Raw genomic sequence first — 17,239 nt, 5'->3', positions numbered from 1 at the left:
GACGTGTTACAATGGTTAAAAAGAAGCTTGGCAAGTCTTTTAGGGGACAAGAAAGGCCTCATCAAGAACTTACCAATCATTAAAAGTCTCAATGACAAAGCGAACGTTGAATTGGACTCCAAAAGAAGTGAGTTGTTAAAAGACAACTTTGAAGAAATTCTTCAAACTATTTATAGTTCTCCTTTGAAAGATTATGATATTTGGTTGGATTTTGGGACTCTATTAGGCTTTTTTAGAGAAAATGATTTTATTAGCCATGACCTGGATATGGATTTTGGCATCATTATTCCAGATTATCAACGCTTTGTAGAGGATGAACAATATCTCTTGGAAAGAGGTTTCTCAAGAACCAAAGAATTTTACTACAATGAACAATTGGTAGAACTATCATACAGCTATAAAGGTTTGAATGTAGATCTAATTGTTTATGATAAAAAAGGGGAAACAATCTCCTCCGATACGATTTTCTTTATGATTAATGCTTTGGGAGTACCAACTCGTCATGAGGTCTATCATTACGAATTGCCATTCAGTCAATTACAAGTTGCTAACTTTAAGGGCGTAGATGTGAAAATTCCAGAGAATACTAGAGACTATATCAGTCATTTGTATGGAGCTGATTTTGAAACTCCCAATACCAATTATAACTGGAAAGAAAATCCAATCTATAAACAAGGTGATGCAAAATTAGCCCGAGTTGTTTTAAAGAAATAATCCAAACTTATTAAAAATTGAATCTTTATCTGGCCATATTACCATGAATTTTGTGAAAGAAGTGATTTACATGAAAAAACTTAAACGATCGCTCTTATATAGTTTCATACTATTATCAGCTGCAGCAAGTCAATTACAATCAGTGAAGGCAGATACAATCTCAACTGGTTCTGGGAACCGCATTCATTATATAAATACCAAAGGTGCTTCAGGAAGCGATGCTATTGTTCTCGAAAGCAACGGACATTTTGCCCTCATTGACATGGGAGAGGACTATGATTTTCCTGATGGCTCAAACCCTAAATATCCTAGTCGAGTTGGAATTTCCAACTTAAATTCGCAAGTTTTGGAAGATAGATTGTTCCGTCATTTAAGTCATCTGGGGGTTAAGAAACTTGATTTTATCCTTGGAACCCATGTCCATAGTGATCATATTGGGGCTGCAGACGAGGTCCTAAAACGCTATCCAGTAGGGAAACTTTATCTAAAAAGATATACAGATGAGCGAATTACCAGTAAGTGGCGTCTATGGGATAATTTGTTTAATTATGACAATGCTATCAAAACTGCCAAAGAAAAAGGTGTCACTCTAGTACAGGACATTAAAGAGGAGGATAGTCGCTTTAAATTTGGTGATATGGATGTCCAACTCTACAACTATAAAAATGAGTATGGTCCAGATGGCAAATTGAAAAGAGTCTATGATGACAACTCGAATTCCTTGGTAGCAGTTGTAACTGTAGCTGGGAAAAAAATCTACCTTGGTGGAGACCTAGATAACGCTGAAGGAGCAGAGGATAAGATTGGGCCAGAGATTGGTAAAGTAGATATGATGAAGTGGAATCATCACTATGATGCCAAGATTTCTAATACAATTCCTTTCCTAGACAACTTATCGCCAAAGATGGTGGTCCATACATCATCATACGATGCCAATCTTTCCTCAACCAGAGACTATCTCAAACGGAAGAATATACAAGTAGTTCATGCTTCGAGCCAAACAAAAGATGCAACTGTTTTTAACATTAGCGATAAAGGCTTTACTGATGTTTCAGAATCCTTCCCAAATATTCCCAAAGTAACTGAAAAGTGGTACAAAGAAGATGGATTCTGGAAATATCGCTTGAAAGACAATCAAATGGCCATTGGATGGCATAGATTAGATGATGGAGACTATTATTTCTTCAATGGTAAGGGCCAAATGCTAGCAGGTAGCTGGTTACATATTCAGGACAGCAGAGAAAAACTAGATGGCAACTGGTATTACCTCAATAGTAATGGTAAGATGCAGTATGAGGGTTGGTTTAAGCAAGGTGGTTCTTGGTACTATATCAGTTCAACGGGAGCAAGACTTTATAACGAACTAGCTGAAATTGGTGGTCAAAAATATCTCTTTGATAAAGATGGTAAAATGCTAACTGGCTTACAAGTCTTTAATGGCAAGAAGATGTTCTTTGCAAGTAATGGTAGCCTACAGGCTCAAGGAAGGGCTTCTAGTTGGCAAAAGATTGGGGTAAGCTGGTATTATTATGATGGAGATGGTGTTCCTTCAGTTGGTCTGAAAAAAATTAATGGAAAGACCTACTACTTTGACAACTATGGAATCATGAAAACTGGCTGGGCCTTCCTTGATGGTCATTGGAACTATTTTACTAGCGATGGGGATATGAAAACTGGCTGGGTCAAAGACAAAGATATCTGGTATTATCTAGATAAAGACGGTGTGATGCTAACAGGCCTTCAGGAGATTAATGGTTCACGCTATTATCTCAATGCAAGTGGCGCTATGCAAACTGGTTGGAAATGGCTCGATAACCATTATTACTACTTCGTAAGCAGTGGTGCCATGAAGACAGGTTGGCTCAAAGATAAGGACATCTGGTATTATCTAGATAAAGACGGTGTCATGTTAACAGGCCTTCAAGAAATTAATGGTTCACGCTATTATCTCAATGCAAGTGGTGCTATGCAAACTGGTTGGAAATGGCTCGATAACCATTATTATTACTTCACAAGCAGTGGAGCGATGAAGACTGGCTGGTTAAAAGATAAGGACACGTGGTACTATCTAGACAAAGAAGGTGTTATGCTAACAGGCCTTCAAGAAATTAATGGTTCCCGTTATTATCTCAATGCAAGCGGTGCTATGCAGACCGGTTGGAAATGGCTCGATAACCATTACTATTACTTCGCAAGCAATGGAGCGATGAAGACAGGTTGGTTCCAAGATAAGGGCCGTAAGTATTATCTTGACACTGAAAATGGTCAGATGGCAACTGGTTTATACAAGGTAGATGATCAAAGTTATTACTTTGATGCTAACGGAGCAATGCAGACTGGTTGGAAACAACTGAATGGTAACTGGTATTATTTCCAAACAAATGGTTCTCTCCTAAGAAATGGAACAAGTCCTGACGGGTACAAGCTCAATGCAGATGGAATTTGGACGACTGTTACAACCGAGGAAACAACTCAGGAACAAACTGTGGCAAATAGTCAGGGGCACATTTTCGAAACAACAGAAGTTGAGAGAACTCAACAAACAGAAAGCTCATCTGTTACGTCTGAGGAAAAAAATCAATCTACTGAACCTAAGACACAAACGAGCCAAGAAAATAATTAAGTTTTTAACTGATTTTTAATTAAATTTTTCTACAATAAAAACACCTATAAAGCTTAAGCTTTATAGGTGTTTTGTTAACTTCGTTTGATTTTTGCACGAACTAGATCTATTGCATAGTGAAGGGTTTTATCCTTAATGATAAAGAGAGCGAAAGCATAATAGATAGCACATCCGGCAATTGTAGCTACTACCATACTGAGCATAGCCATATTCACTGTGTATGAATGAACTTGGAAGAGAATTTTACAGATATAGTAAATTGGAATAAAGCCTAGTGACACAATTGTGTAGCGAGCTAATGTTCCAAAGATTTCTTTCAAATCCAAGAGTTTATGTTTCTGAATAAAGCGGATTTCAAGTAGAACCACAATTGCCTCAGCAATAATCGTTGTTCCGATGTAGTAGGCAGGAGTAAAGATGTTGTTGAAAAGGAGTAGAGAGTTTAGGATGACATTGACACCGCCACCGATAAAGTAGAAAGCTGTTAATCGGTTTTCATGGTCATTGATAAAGATAATTTGCTTTCCAAGGATTAATTCGATAGCCCAGATAATGGTTCGAAAGGCAAAGACGCTTGTTACAATTCCTGCTTCTATATATTTCTCAGAAGAGTAGATAACTGTCGCATAAGTTCCTAAAACCATGATTCCAATGCTAGTCGGAATTATAAGAAAGTAGAAGAGAGCCGCACCTTGGTTTACCAGATTTTTATATGAAGTATAATCTTTTTTTCCTAAGTAGTAACCAAGTCGAGGAATGCTGACATTGATAGCTCCACTCAGGACACTAGCAATCAGCATAACAATACTTGAAGCAATAGTGTAGTAGGAGATGTAATTCTCATCAGGTCCTTTGGTAATGAACATACGGTCTAGCAAGGTGTAAAGCATATTGGCATTTGCTAGGAGCAACATGGTCAGAAGAGGCTTAGATGCTTTGATGAGTTCAATGACTTCGATCTTGACAAAGGAAACTTCTCGTTTAATCCATAGGAAGCTGAGTAGATAGTTGATAATGGTTGTTGCACTCATGATTGTAGCATAGGGAACAATATCATCAGGTGTCTTAACGAAGGCGAAGATAGCAACCAACATTCCAATACGAATCACGAGTGTTTTATAAAGGATAAAAGAATAATTCTCATAGGCTTCATTCATCCATTCGATATTCAGAAATTGGAAGAGAGCTTGGATTCCAAGGATGTAGTAAAGAATTTTTAGATTGACAATACTAGTATCAAAATAAATAAAGAGGAAATAGATAGCTGTTGTTACAACTGAAGTAATGAGCGAAATATAGAACAACTTAGAAAAGACATAATTAATCTTATTTTTGTCATCCTTTACTTTACTAATTGCTCGAATCCCATAATTGTAAATCCCAAAGGCAGCTAGTGGAATGACGAAGCTCGCCCAGGTGTTAGCTGTGTTAAAGTAGCCGTAATTTGATTTACTAAGAATCCGTGTTAGATAGGGATTGGTAATCAGGGGAAAAACGATGTTTAAAATATTGACCAGCAAGCTAGCCAAAGCATTAACTTTTATATTTTTCATGAAACTATCTTTCTTACATTCTAAAATAGATACTAGTATTATATCACATTCCGACGCCATTCTTTTGATAAAATCATTTAAATCTTGTATAATAGATAGAACTGAAAGTATGAGGTTACGAACTATGAAAATGAAACAAATCAGTGATACGACTTTAAAAATCACGATGTCTTTAGAAGATTTGATGGATCGTGGAATGGAAATCGCAGACTTTCTCGTTCCACAAGAAAAAACAGAAGAGTTTTTCTATGCCATTCTGGATGAGTTAGAGATGCCAGACAGTTTCTTGGATACAGGTATGCTTAGCTTCCGAGTGACACCGAAGCCTGATAAGGTCGACGTCTTTGTAACCAAGTCTAAGATTGACCAAAATTTGGATTTTGAGGATTTGGCAGACCTTCCTGACATGGATGAACTAGCAAAAATGTCTCCAGATGAGTTCTTGAAAACATTAGAAAAAACCATGGCAGAGAAAACCAAAGAAGATATTGAAGCTATCCAATCTCTAGAGCAGGTTGAAAAAGAGGAAGAAGCGGCGATTGATGAAATTGCTGAGGTGGATGAAGGGAAAAGAGAACCTTATATCTACTACATCCTACGCTTTGACGACTTAACTAGTTTGGTTTCTTTTGCGAAAACAGTTGATTACCAAATGGAGACTTCAGAACTTTACAAAATGAACGACCAATACTATCTAACAGTCTTGGTTGATGTGGAAGATCATCCAAGTCTTTATCCAGCTTGGTTATTGGCTCGCATGCGTGAATTTGCTGATGATAGTGATATCAGCCGTTCAGTTCTCCAAGAATACGGTCAAGTTATCATCAATCACGATGCCGTCCAAGGACTCCAAAAAGTTTGAAGTATTTGAAAAAAGACAGAGAAATAGAATTCTCTGTTTTTTTCGTTTTAGATTTGGATTTGATTAGGTTTAGACTATACGATAATTTTTGTAAACTCAATTGAGGTACTATAGATGAATACTTTCTATTACGTCACTTAGCTTGCTAAAATAATGAAAAAACGATATCATAGAAAGAAATAAGCGAGGTAAAGTATGGACCAAGGACATTTACAAAAAGAGGTAGAGGAAATCCTAGAAGATGTGTTGGCAAAGGCTTCTCTCCATGAGGGGGCTCTCTTTGTTTTGGGCTTATCTTCCAGTGAGGTTATAGGAGGACACATCGGGAAAGCCTCTAGTCAAGAAATTGGGGAATTAATTGTTAAAAGGATCTTAGAAATCTTATCAGCTAGAGGAATCCACCTAGCAGTTCAAGGGTGCGAACATGTTAATCGGGCCTTGGTAGTAGAACGAGAGGTTGCAATCAAATACAATCTTGAGATTGTTAGTGTTCTACCGACTTTGCATGCTGGAGGATCAGGTCAATTGGCGGCCTTTCGCTATATGAAAGACCCAGTTGAGGTCGAATTTATCAAAGCTGATGCAGGACTCGATATTGGAGATACGGCTATTGGGATGCATATCAAACATGTTCAAGTCCCGATACGTCCAGTTTTGAGATCAATCGGCCAAGCCCACGTAACTGCACTTGCTAGTCGTCCCAAGCTTATTGGAGGAGCGCGTGCCCAATACCCACAAGATTATATTAGGAAATTGTAAAATGGAAAAGAAACATATTGAAAAGGTTATAAAATATTCTATTAGAAAGTTCTCTGTTGGAGTCGGTTCTGCTGTCATCGGAGCCGTACTTTTTGGTGCTAACAACCTCTTGCTTGGTCCAGTAGCGGCTAATGAAGTTTGTGAGCCAAATCAGGTACACTATCGTTATTTGGCAGAGCAAGAGTTGACAGAAGCTGAAAAAGCCCTTATTCATAGAGAGCTTCCGTCGAATTTAGAACAAGATGATATTGTTTATCTTGTTTATAGAAAAAAAGAAGTTGGAAGCCAGCTGTTACCAAGTACTGGAAACAAAGAATTAGCGCTAGCGGGGCTCGGTTTTGCAACGGCTTCTTTAGCGGTCCTCTTAATATCAAAGAAACATCGCAATAAGGTAGTTGGAATCCTACTAATTAGTGCCCTTGGAGGTAGTTATTTTATTCCTCATACTGCTAAGGCTTTTGAAAATAAAGTCCTACAATCTTATAATCAGACACTCTCTTCATGTAGTAAAGAGGATTTAGCGAATGGAGTTATTCAAATTGATGGGTATGACTACATTGGTTACTTCAAAGAAGCTGATTTGAAGGTTTCAATGCCTGAAAATAATCAAGATAATAACTTGATTACAGATAAAGTGACACAAGAAGCTCGTGAAGGCGAATCACTTGTTCAACCAGAACCTCCTGGTCATACAAGTGAAGAAACAACAGAGAGCACCCAAGAAGAAGCCCCTATTGGTGAACCCCCTGTCAAACCAGAGTCTCCAGCACAACCAGAGAATAGTACAGCCAAGGGTACTCAAGAAGAAGGTCATGTAGGCGAGGCCCCAGTCCAATCGGAATTACCAGCCTATACAGGAGAAGTGACAGCCAAAGGTACTCAGGAAGAGGGTCATGTAGGCGAATCTCCAATCCAACCGGAATTACCAGCCTATACAGGAGAAGTAACAGCCAAGGGTACTCAAGAAGAAGGTCATGTAGGCGAATCTCCAATCCAACCTGAACTCCCAGCCTATACAGATGAAGTAACAGCTAAAGGTACTCAGGAAGAGGGACACGAAGGTGAACCTCTCATTCAACCGAGCTTGCCAGAATACAATGTGACTGAGTCAACTGTGACTGAAACAGAAACTGTTACAATTCCATATTCTACAGAATACCTATCGGATTCTAATCGCTATACAGACGAAGAAAGTGTTGTTCAAAAGGGTGAAGTTGGTAGTCAACTCATACATCGTGTCTACAAAACTGTAGATGGGGAGAAAGTTGGCGAAGCTATCAGCACTAGTACGGAAGTTGTTAAAGCTCCTGTAGCTGAAAAAATCAGTCGCGGAACCAAACCAATTGAAGGCCAAACCGAAGAAGTTTCTGTTGAAGAAGTTCCTTTTAAAACGATAATGGAACAAGATTCGAGTTTACTCAAGGGAACTGAAACAGTTGCTCAGGTAGGTAAGAATGGTAAGAAGAAAATTACCAAAGTCTACAAGACTATCAAGGGTGTGAAAACTGCAGATGCACCTACTGTTTCAGAAGAAGTTCTTGAACAGGCACAAGACCACATTATCAAAAAAGGTACTAAGGAATTAGAAAAACCTACTCTAACATTAACTAAAGTTGATACAGAAGAATTGAATCGAAGTGCAAAAGCAACTTATAGCCTTAAAAAACCAGATGGAGTGACTATCAAGTCTATTCAAGCAGTGTTGAAAAAAGGCGATCAAGTTATTAAGATCTTTAGTCTTTCAGAGTCTAATCTTGCGACAGCTTTAGCTGATCTAGATTATTACAAGGATTATACGCTTGCAACGACTATGGTGTATGATCGTGGTAATGGTGACGAAGAAGAAGTTCTTAAGGAAGAACCACTGAGAATCGACCTTAAAAAAGTCGAAGTCAAAAATATTAAGGAAACAAGCTTAATCAGTGTGGATGACCAAGGAAATGAGACCGATAGTAGTCTCTTGTCTGAAAAACCATCGAATGTTAAGCCTTACTACTTAAAAGTTACCACTCACGATAATAAGGTTACTAAACTAGCTGTTGATAAAATCGAAGAAGTTACTGTAGATGGAAATAAACTTTACAAAGTAACTGCTAAAGCACCAGATTTGATTCAACGTACTGCAGAAAATCGTTTCACTGAAGAGTATATACACTATTTACCTAAACCTAAAGCTCATGAAGGTGATGTTTACTACGACTTTAATGAACTTGTAAAAGCTATGCAAGCCAATCCGACTGGTACATTTAAACTTGGTAGCAATATGAATGCTAATAATGTACCGCCAGCTGGCAAATCTTATGTAACCAATGCCTTTAAAGGTTCATTGGGAAGTACTGATGGTAATAAATTTGCTATTCATAATATCACTAAACCATTATTTGGAAACATCGAAGGTGGTTCAGTTAAGGATCTCTTACTAGAAAATGTCAATATTGATATGCCTGGAGTTGATCGAGTAGCTCCAATTTCTAATGTCATCAAAAATAATGCAACTATTGAAAACGTCAAAGTAACTGGAAATGTTGTCGGTAACAATGATGTAGCTGGTATTATCAATAAAATTGATGGTAGTGGAAAAGTAAGTAATGTCGCCTTTATCGGTAAACTTCACGCTGCTGGTAATAGAGGAGGCTATTTAGCTGGTGTTCTTGGTGAAAACTGGAAGGGTATCGTTGAGAAAGCCTACGTTGATGCTAAAATCACTGGTAACAAAGCAAAAGCTGCAGGTCTAGTCTATTCATCTCAAAATGGTGCTAATAACTACACGGTCGGTAAAGAAGGTGTCCTTAGAAATTCAGTTGCTAAAGGTTCTATCGAACTGAAAGAAGCTGTTCAATCTGGTGGATTGCTGGGTACCAACTGGGCCTTGGGTACTATTGAAGACAACATCACTATGATGAAAGTCAAAACAGGTGAGATGGTATTTGGTCACTCAGATATTGATGCTGACGATTACTTCACCTATTCAAGAACCAAACGTAATTATAGTGTTGATGGCGTGAGTGAAGGTAAGAAATCCTTTAACAATTCACGTAAAATTCCAAGTATCTCACTGGCAGAAGCTGAGCAGAAAATTGAAGCAATGGGAATCACTGCTGATAAATTTACTAGCAGCAAACCTATTGAAGACAAGCTTAATAACAGTCTAAACAAAGACGATCAGTACAAAGCAATTGATAGTTATGATGCAACTCGTGAGCTAGCTTACCGTAATATTGCAAAACTTCAACCTTTCTATAATAAAGAGTGGATTGTAGACCAAGGTAATAAATTGGCTGCAGGAAGTCCTCTCTTGACTAAAGAAGTATTGTCTGTAACTGCTATGAAAGGCAATACCTTTGTGACGGAATTAGCTGATGCTGATCATATTATGATTCACTATGCAGATAAGACAAAAGATATCTTCAGCATTACGCCGAAAGACTCTAAAGTCAAACAAGTGAAAGAGTACGGTATTGCAGAACTTGGTGAAGTTGTTTATACTCCGAATATGGTTGACAAAGACCGTAGTGATCTCATCAATACTATTGTTGAAAAATTGAGTCCTGTAGAATTACAATCAGATCCTATCTACACGCACCTTGGTAGAACTGGTCCAAACAAAGTTAATGCTATTAAGAACCTTTATCTTGAAGAAACCTTCAAAGAAGTTAAGGATAATCTGACTCACTTTGTCAAACAACTGGTTGAAAACCAAGACCATCAATTAAACACAGATGAGGCTGCTAAGCGTGCTTTGATCAAGAAAATTGATGATAACAAGGCAGCGGTTCTCCTTGGCCTATCTTACCTTAACCGTTATTACGGAGTGAAGTTTGATGATTTCAATATCAAGCAACTCATGTTGTTCAAGCCAGACTTCTATGGTAAGAACGTCAATGTATTAGACCGTTTGATTGAAATTGGTTCAAAAGAAGACTATGTAAAAGGAACTCGCACACATGATGCCTTCCGTGAAGTAGTTGCTAAACATACTCTATCAGGCAATTTAAATGACTTCCTCAAATATAACATGGAACTCTTCACAAAAGATACAGACTTGAATGATTGGTTCATCAAAGCAACCAAAGATAATGTCTATATCGTGGAACCAAAAACAACAAATCCTGATTTTGCAGATAAGAAACATAGAGCCTACGAAGGTTTAAATAACGATATGCACGGCAAGATGATCTTACCACTCTTGAACTTAAAAGATGCCCACATGTTCTTGATTTCAACATACAATACCATGGCCTATAGTTCATTTGAAAAATATGGTAAGAACACTGAAGCAGAACGGAATGCCTTCAAAGCTGAAATTGACAAGGTTGCGAAAGGTCAACAGAATTACCTGGATTTCTGGTCACGTCTATCTCTAGATAAAGTCCGTAATCAGCTCTTGAAGAGCAATAATATGGTTCCGACACCTGTACTGGACAACCAGAATTATAAGGGCATTAGTACTGATCGTTATGGCCATACAAACAGTGGTAAAGATGTGGCGCCTATCCGTGAATTGTATGGACCTACAGATCGTTACCATGCGACTGATGGCCGTATGGGAGCTGTGGCTCGCGTTTATGCGAATCCATATAAGGATGATTCTGTCTTCTTTATGGTGACGGATATGGTTAGTGATTTTGGGGTTTCTGCCTTTACTCATGAAACAACTCACGTAAATGACCGAATGGTTTATCTAGGTGGCTCAAGACACCGTGAAGGAACAGATCTTGAAGCATTTGCTCAAGGAATGTTACAAACTCCGTCTGTATCAAATCCAAATGGTGAATACAAAGCCCTTGGTCTCAACATGGCTTATGAACGTCCAAACGATGGAAATCAATGGTATAACACTAATCCAAATGACCTTAAATCACGTGACGAAATTGATCGTTACATGAAGGGTTATAATGACACCCTCATGCTTCTGGATTATCTTGAAGGAGAAGCTGTCCTGGATAAGGCAAATCAAGATTTAAACAACGCTTGGTTCAAGAAAGTAGACAAACAATACCGAGGAAATAATACCAAGAATCAATTCGATAAGGTACGTCCTTTGAGTGATGATGAAAAGACTATTCCATTACGTACAGTAGATGACCTAGTAACTAACAACTTCATGACCAATCGTGGTCCAGGTAACAGAGTTTATAATCCATCTGACTTTGATTCTGCTTATGTCACTGTTCCAATGATGACTGGTATCTATGGTGGTAATACAAGTGAAGGTGCTCCAGGAGCGATGTCATTTAAACACAATACTTTCAGAATCTGGGGTTACTATGGCTACGAAAAAGGCTTCCTAAACTATGCTTCTAACATGCTAAAAGCTGAATCTAAAAAAGCTGGTAAAGATACTCTAGGTGATGACTTCATCATTAACAAGATTTCTGATGGAAAATTCAACAATCTTGAAGATTGGAAGAAAGCTTACTTCAATGAAGTTGTGACAAGTGCCAAACATGGAATTCAATCTATTGAAATTGATGGTACAACGTATAACTCTTATGAGGACTTGAAACAAGCATTTGCTGCTGCTGTTGAAAAAGATAAGGCAAGCTTGAAGAATGGTTCTGTTAAATTTGACAATACTGTCACTTTGAAAGAAAAACTCTTTAAGAAACTTCTTCAACAAACAGATAGCTTTAAAACTTCTATCTTTAAATAATCAATTGACTCTCATCTGCTAAGCAGGTGAGAGTTTTTTGGTTCCCAAGGGTTTTAAGAATTTTCCAAACAGATTCCAAGTATTTTTAGCAAGGTAGGTATATAATAGAACTACAAAATGAATATCTATATTCATATAACAAAAAAGAAGGTGATGAAGATGAAAACATGGCAAGCAACTGTATTGGTCTGCACTAGTCTGTTTTGTCTATCGGCTTGTAAAAATCAGACAACAAGCGAAACTGACAAGCAAAATGCAGACAAACAAGCGCAAGTTAGCTCTCAAACTGTAAAAAAAGGAGAAGCAGTTACAGACTTTGAACTCACGGGAGTTGATGGAAAAACTTATCGTCTATCAGATTACAAAGGCAAAAAGGTCTATCTCAAATTTTGGGCATCTTGGTGTTCTATCTGTCTAGCCAGTCTTCCTGATACAGATGAACTTGCAAAAGAAGCAAGTGATGACTATGTCATCTTGACAGTGGTTTCTCCTGGTCAAAAAGGAGAGCAGTCAGAAGAAGCCTTTAAAAAATGGTATCAGGGTTTGGACTATAAAGATTTACCAGTATTACTAGACCCTTCGGGACAACTTTTAGCGAGTCACGGAGTTCGTTCTTATCCAACTCAGGCTTTTATCGATAAAGAAGGCAAACTAGTCAAGACCCAGCCAGGTTTTATGGACAAGGAAACTATTTTACAGACGCTAAAAAGCATAGATTAGAGGCTCATCATGAATGATAAATTAAAAATAATTGTATTCATTGGAATCATCATTTGCATTATTATTGGATTTTTATTTCTTTTGGAAAAAAGGAGCGCAAGCTACACAGATACCACTCAAATCGAGAAGGCAGCAGTTAGTCAAGGACAAAAGGCCAAGAAAAAAACTGATTCAAGTAAAGATGCTGACTTACATGATATCTATCTAGCGGGAGGTTGTTTCTGGGGAGTAGAAGAGTATTTTTCACGAGTAGCAGGTGTGACAGAGGCTGTTTCTGGCTATGCAAATGGTAGAGGAGAAACAACCCAGTATGAATTGATCGGCCAAACTGGGCATGCTGAGACTGTTCATGTGACCTATGATGCCAATCAGATCTCTTTAAAAGAAATCCTGCTCCATTATTTCCGCATTATCAATCCAACCAGTAAAAACAAGCAAGGTAATGACGTAGGAACCCAATATCGCACGGGAGTCTACTATACAGATGAAAAAGACCTAGAAGTCATCAATCAAGTCTTTGATCAAGTTTCTAAGAAGTATGACCAGCCTCTAGCGGTTGAAAAGGAAGCCTTAAGAAATTTTATCGTGGCTGAGGACTACCACCAAGACTATCTCCAGAAAAATCCTAATGGATATTGTCATATCAATGTCAATCAAGCAGCCTATCCTGTTATTGATGCAAGTCAATATCCAAAACCAAGTGACGATAAATTGAAAAAACTTCTCTCTCCAGAGGAGTATGCTGTAACTCAAAACGGTCAAACAGAACGCGCCTTTTCAAATCGTTACTGGGATAAATTTGAAGCAGGTCTTTATGTAGATGTAGCGACAGGTGAACCCCTCTTTTCTTCGAAAGATAAATTTGAATCGGGCTGTGGTTGGCCAAGTTTTACCCAGCCTATCAGTCCAGATGTTGCGACCTACAAGGAAGACAAGTCTTATAATATGGTCAGAACAGAAGTCAGAAGTAGAACTGGTGATTCCCACTTAGGACATGTCTTTACAGACGGGCCTCAGGACAAGGGGGGACTTCGCTATTGTATTAACAGCCTGTCTATCCGTTTTATTCCAAAGGATCAAATGGAAGAAAAGGGTTATGGTTATTTGTTAGATTATGTTGAGTAAGTTTTCTCAACCCTATTAGTTAAAAAGCCAGATCTCCTGTTTGGGGTCTGGCTTTTATGGTATACTTAGGATATGCATAGAAAAACAGTGATTGATTTTAGGGCTTTGGGCGAGAGATACACCTTTACCCAGCCTATTAAAGAGTTAAAAACCAGAGATTTAGCAGAAGTAGCAGACTTGCTAGCTCAAGTAGAAAGCTACCAAGAGCAGGGCTATTATGTAGTTGGTTATGTTAGTTATGAAGCAGCACCTGCTTTTGAGGAGAAGTTAGCGGTTCACGAGGGTCCCTTGTTAGGAGAGTATCTCCTCTATTTCACCGTTCATGACAGCGTTGAAACATCCAGCATTCCTCTAGCTTATGAGGAGGTGGATTTGCCATCAAATTGGCAGGAAGTAACATCTGCTGAGGACTATGAAAAGGCGATTACCCAAATTCACCATCATTTAAGACAAGGAGATACCTATCAGGTCAATTATACTGTCCAACTCAAGCAGGAGTTATCTGCTAATCCTTTTGCCATCTACAATCGTATGGTGGTGGAGCAGGAAGCGGGATATAATGCTTACGTAGAGCATGATGATATGGCAGTGATTTCCATGAGTCCAGAACTCTTTTTTGAGCAAAATGGTCGTGAATTGACGACTCGTCCTATGAAGGGCACAACTAAACGTGGTTTGAATAACGATGACGACTTGAAAGAGGCGGCTTGGTTGGAACAGGATCCCAAAAATCGTTCAGAAAACATGATGATAGTGGACCTCTTGCGAAATGACATGAATCGTATTTCTGAGGTTGGTAGTGAGCATGTTAAGCGTTTATGCCAAGTTGAGCAGTATTCTACAGTTTGGCAGATGACTTCGACTATCAAGAGTCAGTTACGACCAGATGTTGACCTAGTTGAAATCTTCCGTTCGCTCTTTCCATGTGGCTCCATCACAGGAGCTCCCAAGATAGCGACCATGGAAATTATCAAGAACTTGGAACCACATGCGCGTGGAGTATACTGTGGAACTGTTGGTCTCTTACTGCCCAATGGACGACGGATTTTCAATGTGGCTATTCGAACTATTCAACTGCATGGAGGGCAAGCCATCTATGGTGTCGGAGGTGGCATCACTTGGGATAGTACTTGGGAGTCAGAATACCGTGAAGTCCATCAAAAGGCAGCTGTTCTTTACCGAAAACAACCTCGTTTTCAATTGATTACGACAGGGAAAATCAGCCAGAAAAAATTGCTCTTTGAAAAGCAACATCTAGAAAGATTGCGAAAGGCTAGTCGTTATTTTGCCTTTCCATTTGACCAAGAAGTTTTGAAACAAAAAATAGAGAAGGAGTACCAGTCTTGTGACATCTGTCAAGATTATCGGATACGAATCAGTCTCAGCAAATCTGGAGAGATTGAAATTGAACGACAAGTATTGACACCGCTTAGCTCTAGTTTTTGTCAGGCCAAGATTTGTCAGCAAGAAGCTGATTTGGAGCAGGCCTTTACCTACTTTAAGACGACACACCGACCGCATTTGACAGTGGGAGAGCAGGAAATCATCTATCACACTGCTGATGGAAAATTGCTCGAAACCTCTATTGGGAATCTGGTCTTAAAAATGAATAACAAGCTCTATACCCCACCTAGTACACTTGGCATTTTACCAGGGATTTATCGCCAGCATTTACTTGAAATCGGGCAGGTAGAAGAGAAGGTCTTGACTTTATCAGATTTGAAACAGGCAGAAGCCATTTATGGCTGTAATGCGGTTAGGGGGTTATACGAGTTGTCAGTAAGGGAGAACTAAATGAAATTAATATTTTTACATGGCCTAGGTCAGTCAGCAGATAGTTGGAAAGAAGTTCAGGATTTTCTTGCAGATTATCCCTCTGAAGCCCTAGAGTTATTTCCTTCCGGAGTTGCTAGCTATCAAGAAGCTAAGGAGCGCATTTATCAGCACTTATTAAAGGAGACAGAACCTTTTGTTCTAGTAGGTTTGTCCCTAGGGGCTGCACTTGCATTGGAACTTTCAAGTTATGATATACCAAATCTTCAGGTCTTGGTTTTGTCAGGTTGCCCACTGAAACTAGCTGGTAACATTCCTTTTTATATTCAGTTGCTGATATTTAAACTACTCCCCAAAAGGATATTTGAGAAACAGGGAGCAGATAAAGCTCTTATGGTTGGAGTTTCCGAAGAATTAAAAACACTTGATTTAAGGGAGATTGCAAAGAATTGTCCCTATCCAACTTTGTTAATTTGTGGTAGTCAAGATAAGCCAAATCTCACTTCAATGAAAACTATTCAAGAACTGATGCCAACTTCACAGTTCCAGATTATCCCTGATGGTCCACATGTTCTAAATAGAGCCAAACCAAAAGAGTTTGCAGAAATAACTAGAAGTTTTCTTGAATTGCTGAAATAAGTTTGATAAAATAATATCGAGATTAATATTATAATTTTAGGAGGAAATCATGAACAAACGTCATTTATTAAAACTTGGTCTAGCTTCTTTACCTGCTCTAGCTTTGTTTTTACATCCAGTTGTGGCAGATGAAAGTATCCATTTTTCAAGCTGTAAGGAAGCTTGGGAGAATGGTTATGCAGATATTCATAAGGGAGAACCAGGGTATTCTGCTACTTTAGATAAAGATCATGATGGGATTGCCTGTGAATCAAAGAATGCGCCTAAGGGTGTTTTAAAAGAGAAAAAGTCGAGTACATCTCAAACTAACACCAATGTAGCACCTACCCCAAGTGTAGCAGCTGAAAGTGGCTGGGTTCGTCAAAATGGGTCTTGGTACTATTTTTCTGAAAATGGGAAAACAGTAACAAATACTTGGCAGGGTGCTTACTATCTCAAGTCAGATGGAAGAATGGCTGAGAATGAGTGGGTATACGATAACTATTACCAAGCCTGGTATTACCTTAAATCAGATGGATCTTATGCACGTAATGCTTGGCAGGGAAGTTACTATCTCAAATCAGATGGTAAGATGGCTCAGGGTGAATGGATTTATGATTCTTACTACCAAGCCTGGTATTACCTCAAATCAGATGGAGCTTATGCGCATAATACTTGGCAAGGTTCATATTACCTCAAGTCAAATGGGAAAATGGCTCAGAGTGAGTGGGTCTATGATTCTTCTTACCAAGCTTGGTATTACTTGAAATCAGATGGATCTTATGCTCGCAATGCATGGCAAGGAAATTACTATTTGAAATCGGATGGTAAAATGGCTA

11 protein-coding genes are annotated in these 17,239 nt (G+C 38.6%); 10 read left to right on the top strand and 1 reads right to left on the bottom strand.

The features are described from left to right. Nucleotides 1–3: 3 nt before the first annotated feature. A complete protein-coding gene (locus tag QM857_RS02055) occupies nt 4–714 on the top strand; it encodes a LicD family protein (protein WP_414274902.1) in 711 nt (236 codons plus the stop codon). A 70-nt stretch (nt 715–784) separates the two neighbouring features. Then, nucleotides 785–3,337 (top strand): MBL fold metallo-hydrolase, encoded by a 2,553-nt coding sequence (locus tag QM857_RS02050; protein WP_414274901.1) that lies wholly within the window; start codon nt 785–787, stop codon nt 3,335–3,337. 74 nt (nt 3,338–3,411) lie between these two features. Here the strand turns inward: QM857_RS02050 and QM857_RS02045 are convergent, their stop codons facing one another. Then, the gene (locus QM857_RS02045; protein ID WP_247912670.1) at nt 3,412–4,890 is read right to left on the bottom strand and encodes an oligosaccharide flippase family protein; all 1,479 of its coding nucleotides are present in this window, start codon (nt 4,888–4,890) and stop codon (nt 3,412–3,414) included. A 124-nt stretch (nt 4,891–5,014) separates the two neighbouring features. Here QM857_RS02045 and mecA point away from each other — a divergent pair, with 124 nt between their 5' ends. The 8 genes from mecA to QM857_RS02005 form a co-directional block, all read left to right on the top strand. Then, nucleotides 5,015–5,752, top strand: a complete 738-nt coding sequence (mecA, locus tag QM857_RS02040; protein ID WP_006148076.1) for an adaptor protein MecA — start codon at nt 5,015–5,017, stop codon at nt 5,750–5,752. Between the two features lie 195 nt (nt 5,753–5,947). After that, nucleotides 5,948–6,511: a TIGR01440 family protein gene (locus QM857_RS02035; protein ID WP_195184343.1), complete on the top strand. Its 564-nt coding sequence runs from the start codon at nt 5,948–5,950 to the stop codon at nt 6,509–6,511. A 1-nt stretch (nt 6,512) separates the two neighbouring features. Continuing rightward, nucleotides 6,513–12,164 (top strand): ZmpA/ZmpB/ZmpC family metallo-endopeptidase, encoded by a 5,652-nt coding sequence (locus QM857_RS02030; protein ID WP_414274900.1) that lies wholly within the window; start codon nt 6,513–6,515, stop codon nt 12,162–12,164. A 159-nt stretch (nt 12,165–12,323) separates the two neighbouring features. After that, nucleotides 12,324–12,884, top strand: coding sequence for a TlpA family protein disulfide reductase (locus QM857_RS02025; RefSeq protein WP_195184341.1), 561 nt, complete (start codon nt 12,324–12,326; stop codon nt 12,882–12,884). Nucleotides 12,885–12,893: 9 nt separating this feature from the next. Continuing rightward, nucleotides 12,894–14,009, top strand: coding sequence for a peptide-methionine (R)-S-oxide reductase MsrB (gene msrB, locus QM857_RS02020; protein ID WP_414274899.1), 1,116 nt, complete (start codon nt 12,894–12,896; stop codon nt 14,007–14,009). A gap of 72 nt (nt 14,010–14,081) precedes the next feature. After that, nucleotides 14,082–15,803, top strand: a complete 1,722-nt coding sequence (gene pabB / locus QM857_RS02015; protein ID WP_414274898.1) for an aminodeoxychorismate synthase component I — start codon at nt 14,082–14,084, stop codon at nt 15,801–15,803. Beyond that, nucleotides 15,804–16,421, top strand: coding sequence for an alpha/beta fold hydrolase (locus QM857_RS02010; protein ID WP_414274897.1), 618 nt, complete (start codon nt 15,804–15,806; stop codon nt 16,419–16,421). Between the two features lie 49 nt (nt 16,422–16,470). Beyond that, on the top strand, nt 16,471–17,239 hold a 769-nt coding region (locus QM857_RS02005), incomplete at its 3' end, for an excalibur calcium-binding domain-containing protein (RefSeq protein ID WP_414274896.1).

It is taken from the genome of Streptococcus infantis, assembly GCF_047463315.1.
In the GTDB taxonomy this organism is placed as follows: domain Bacteria; phylum Bacillota; class Bacilli; order Lactobacillales; family Streptococcaceae; genus Streptococcus; species Streptococcus infantis_AB.
This window is presented reverse-complemented; position numbering and strand designations above follow the sequence as displayed.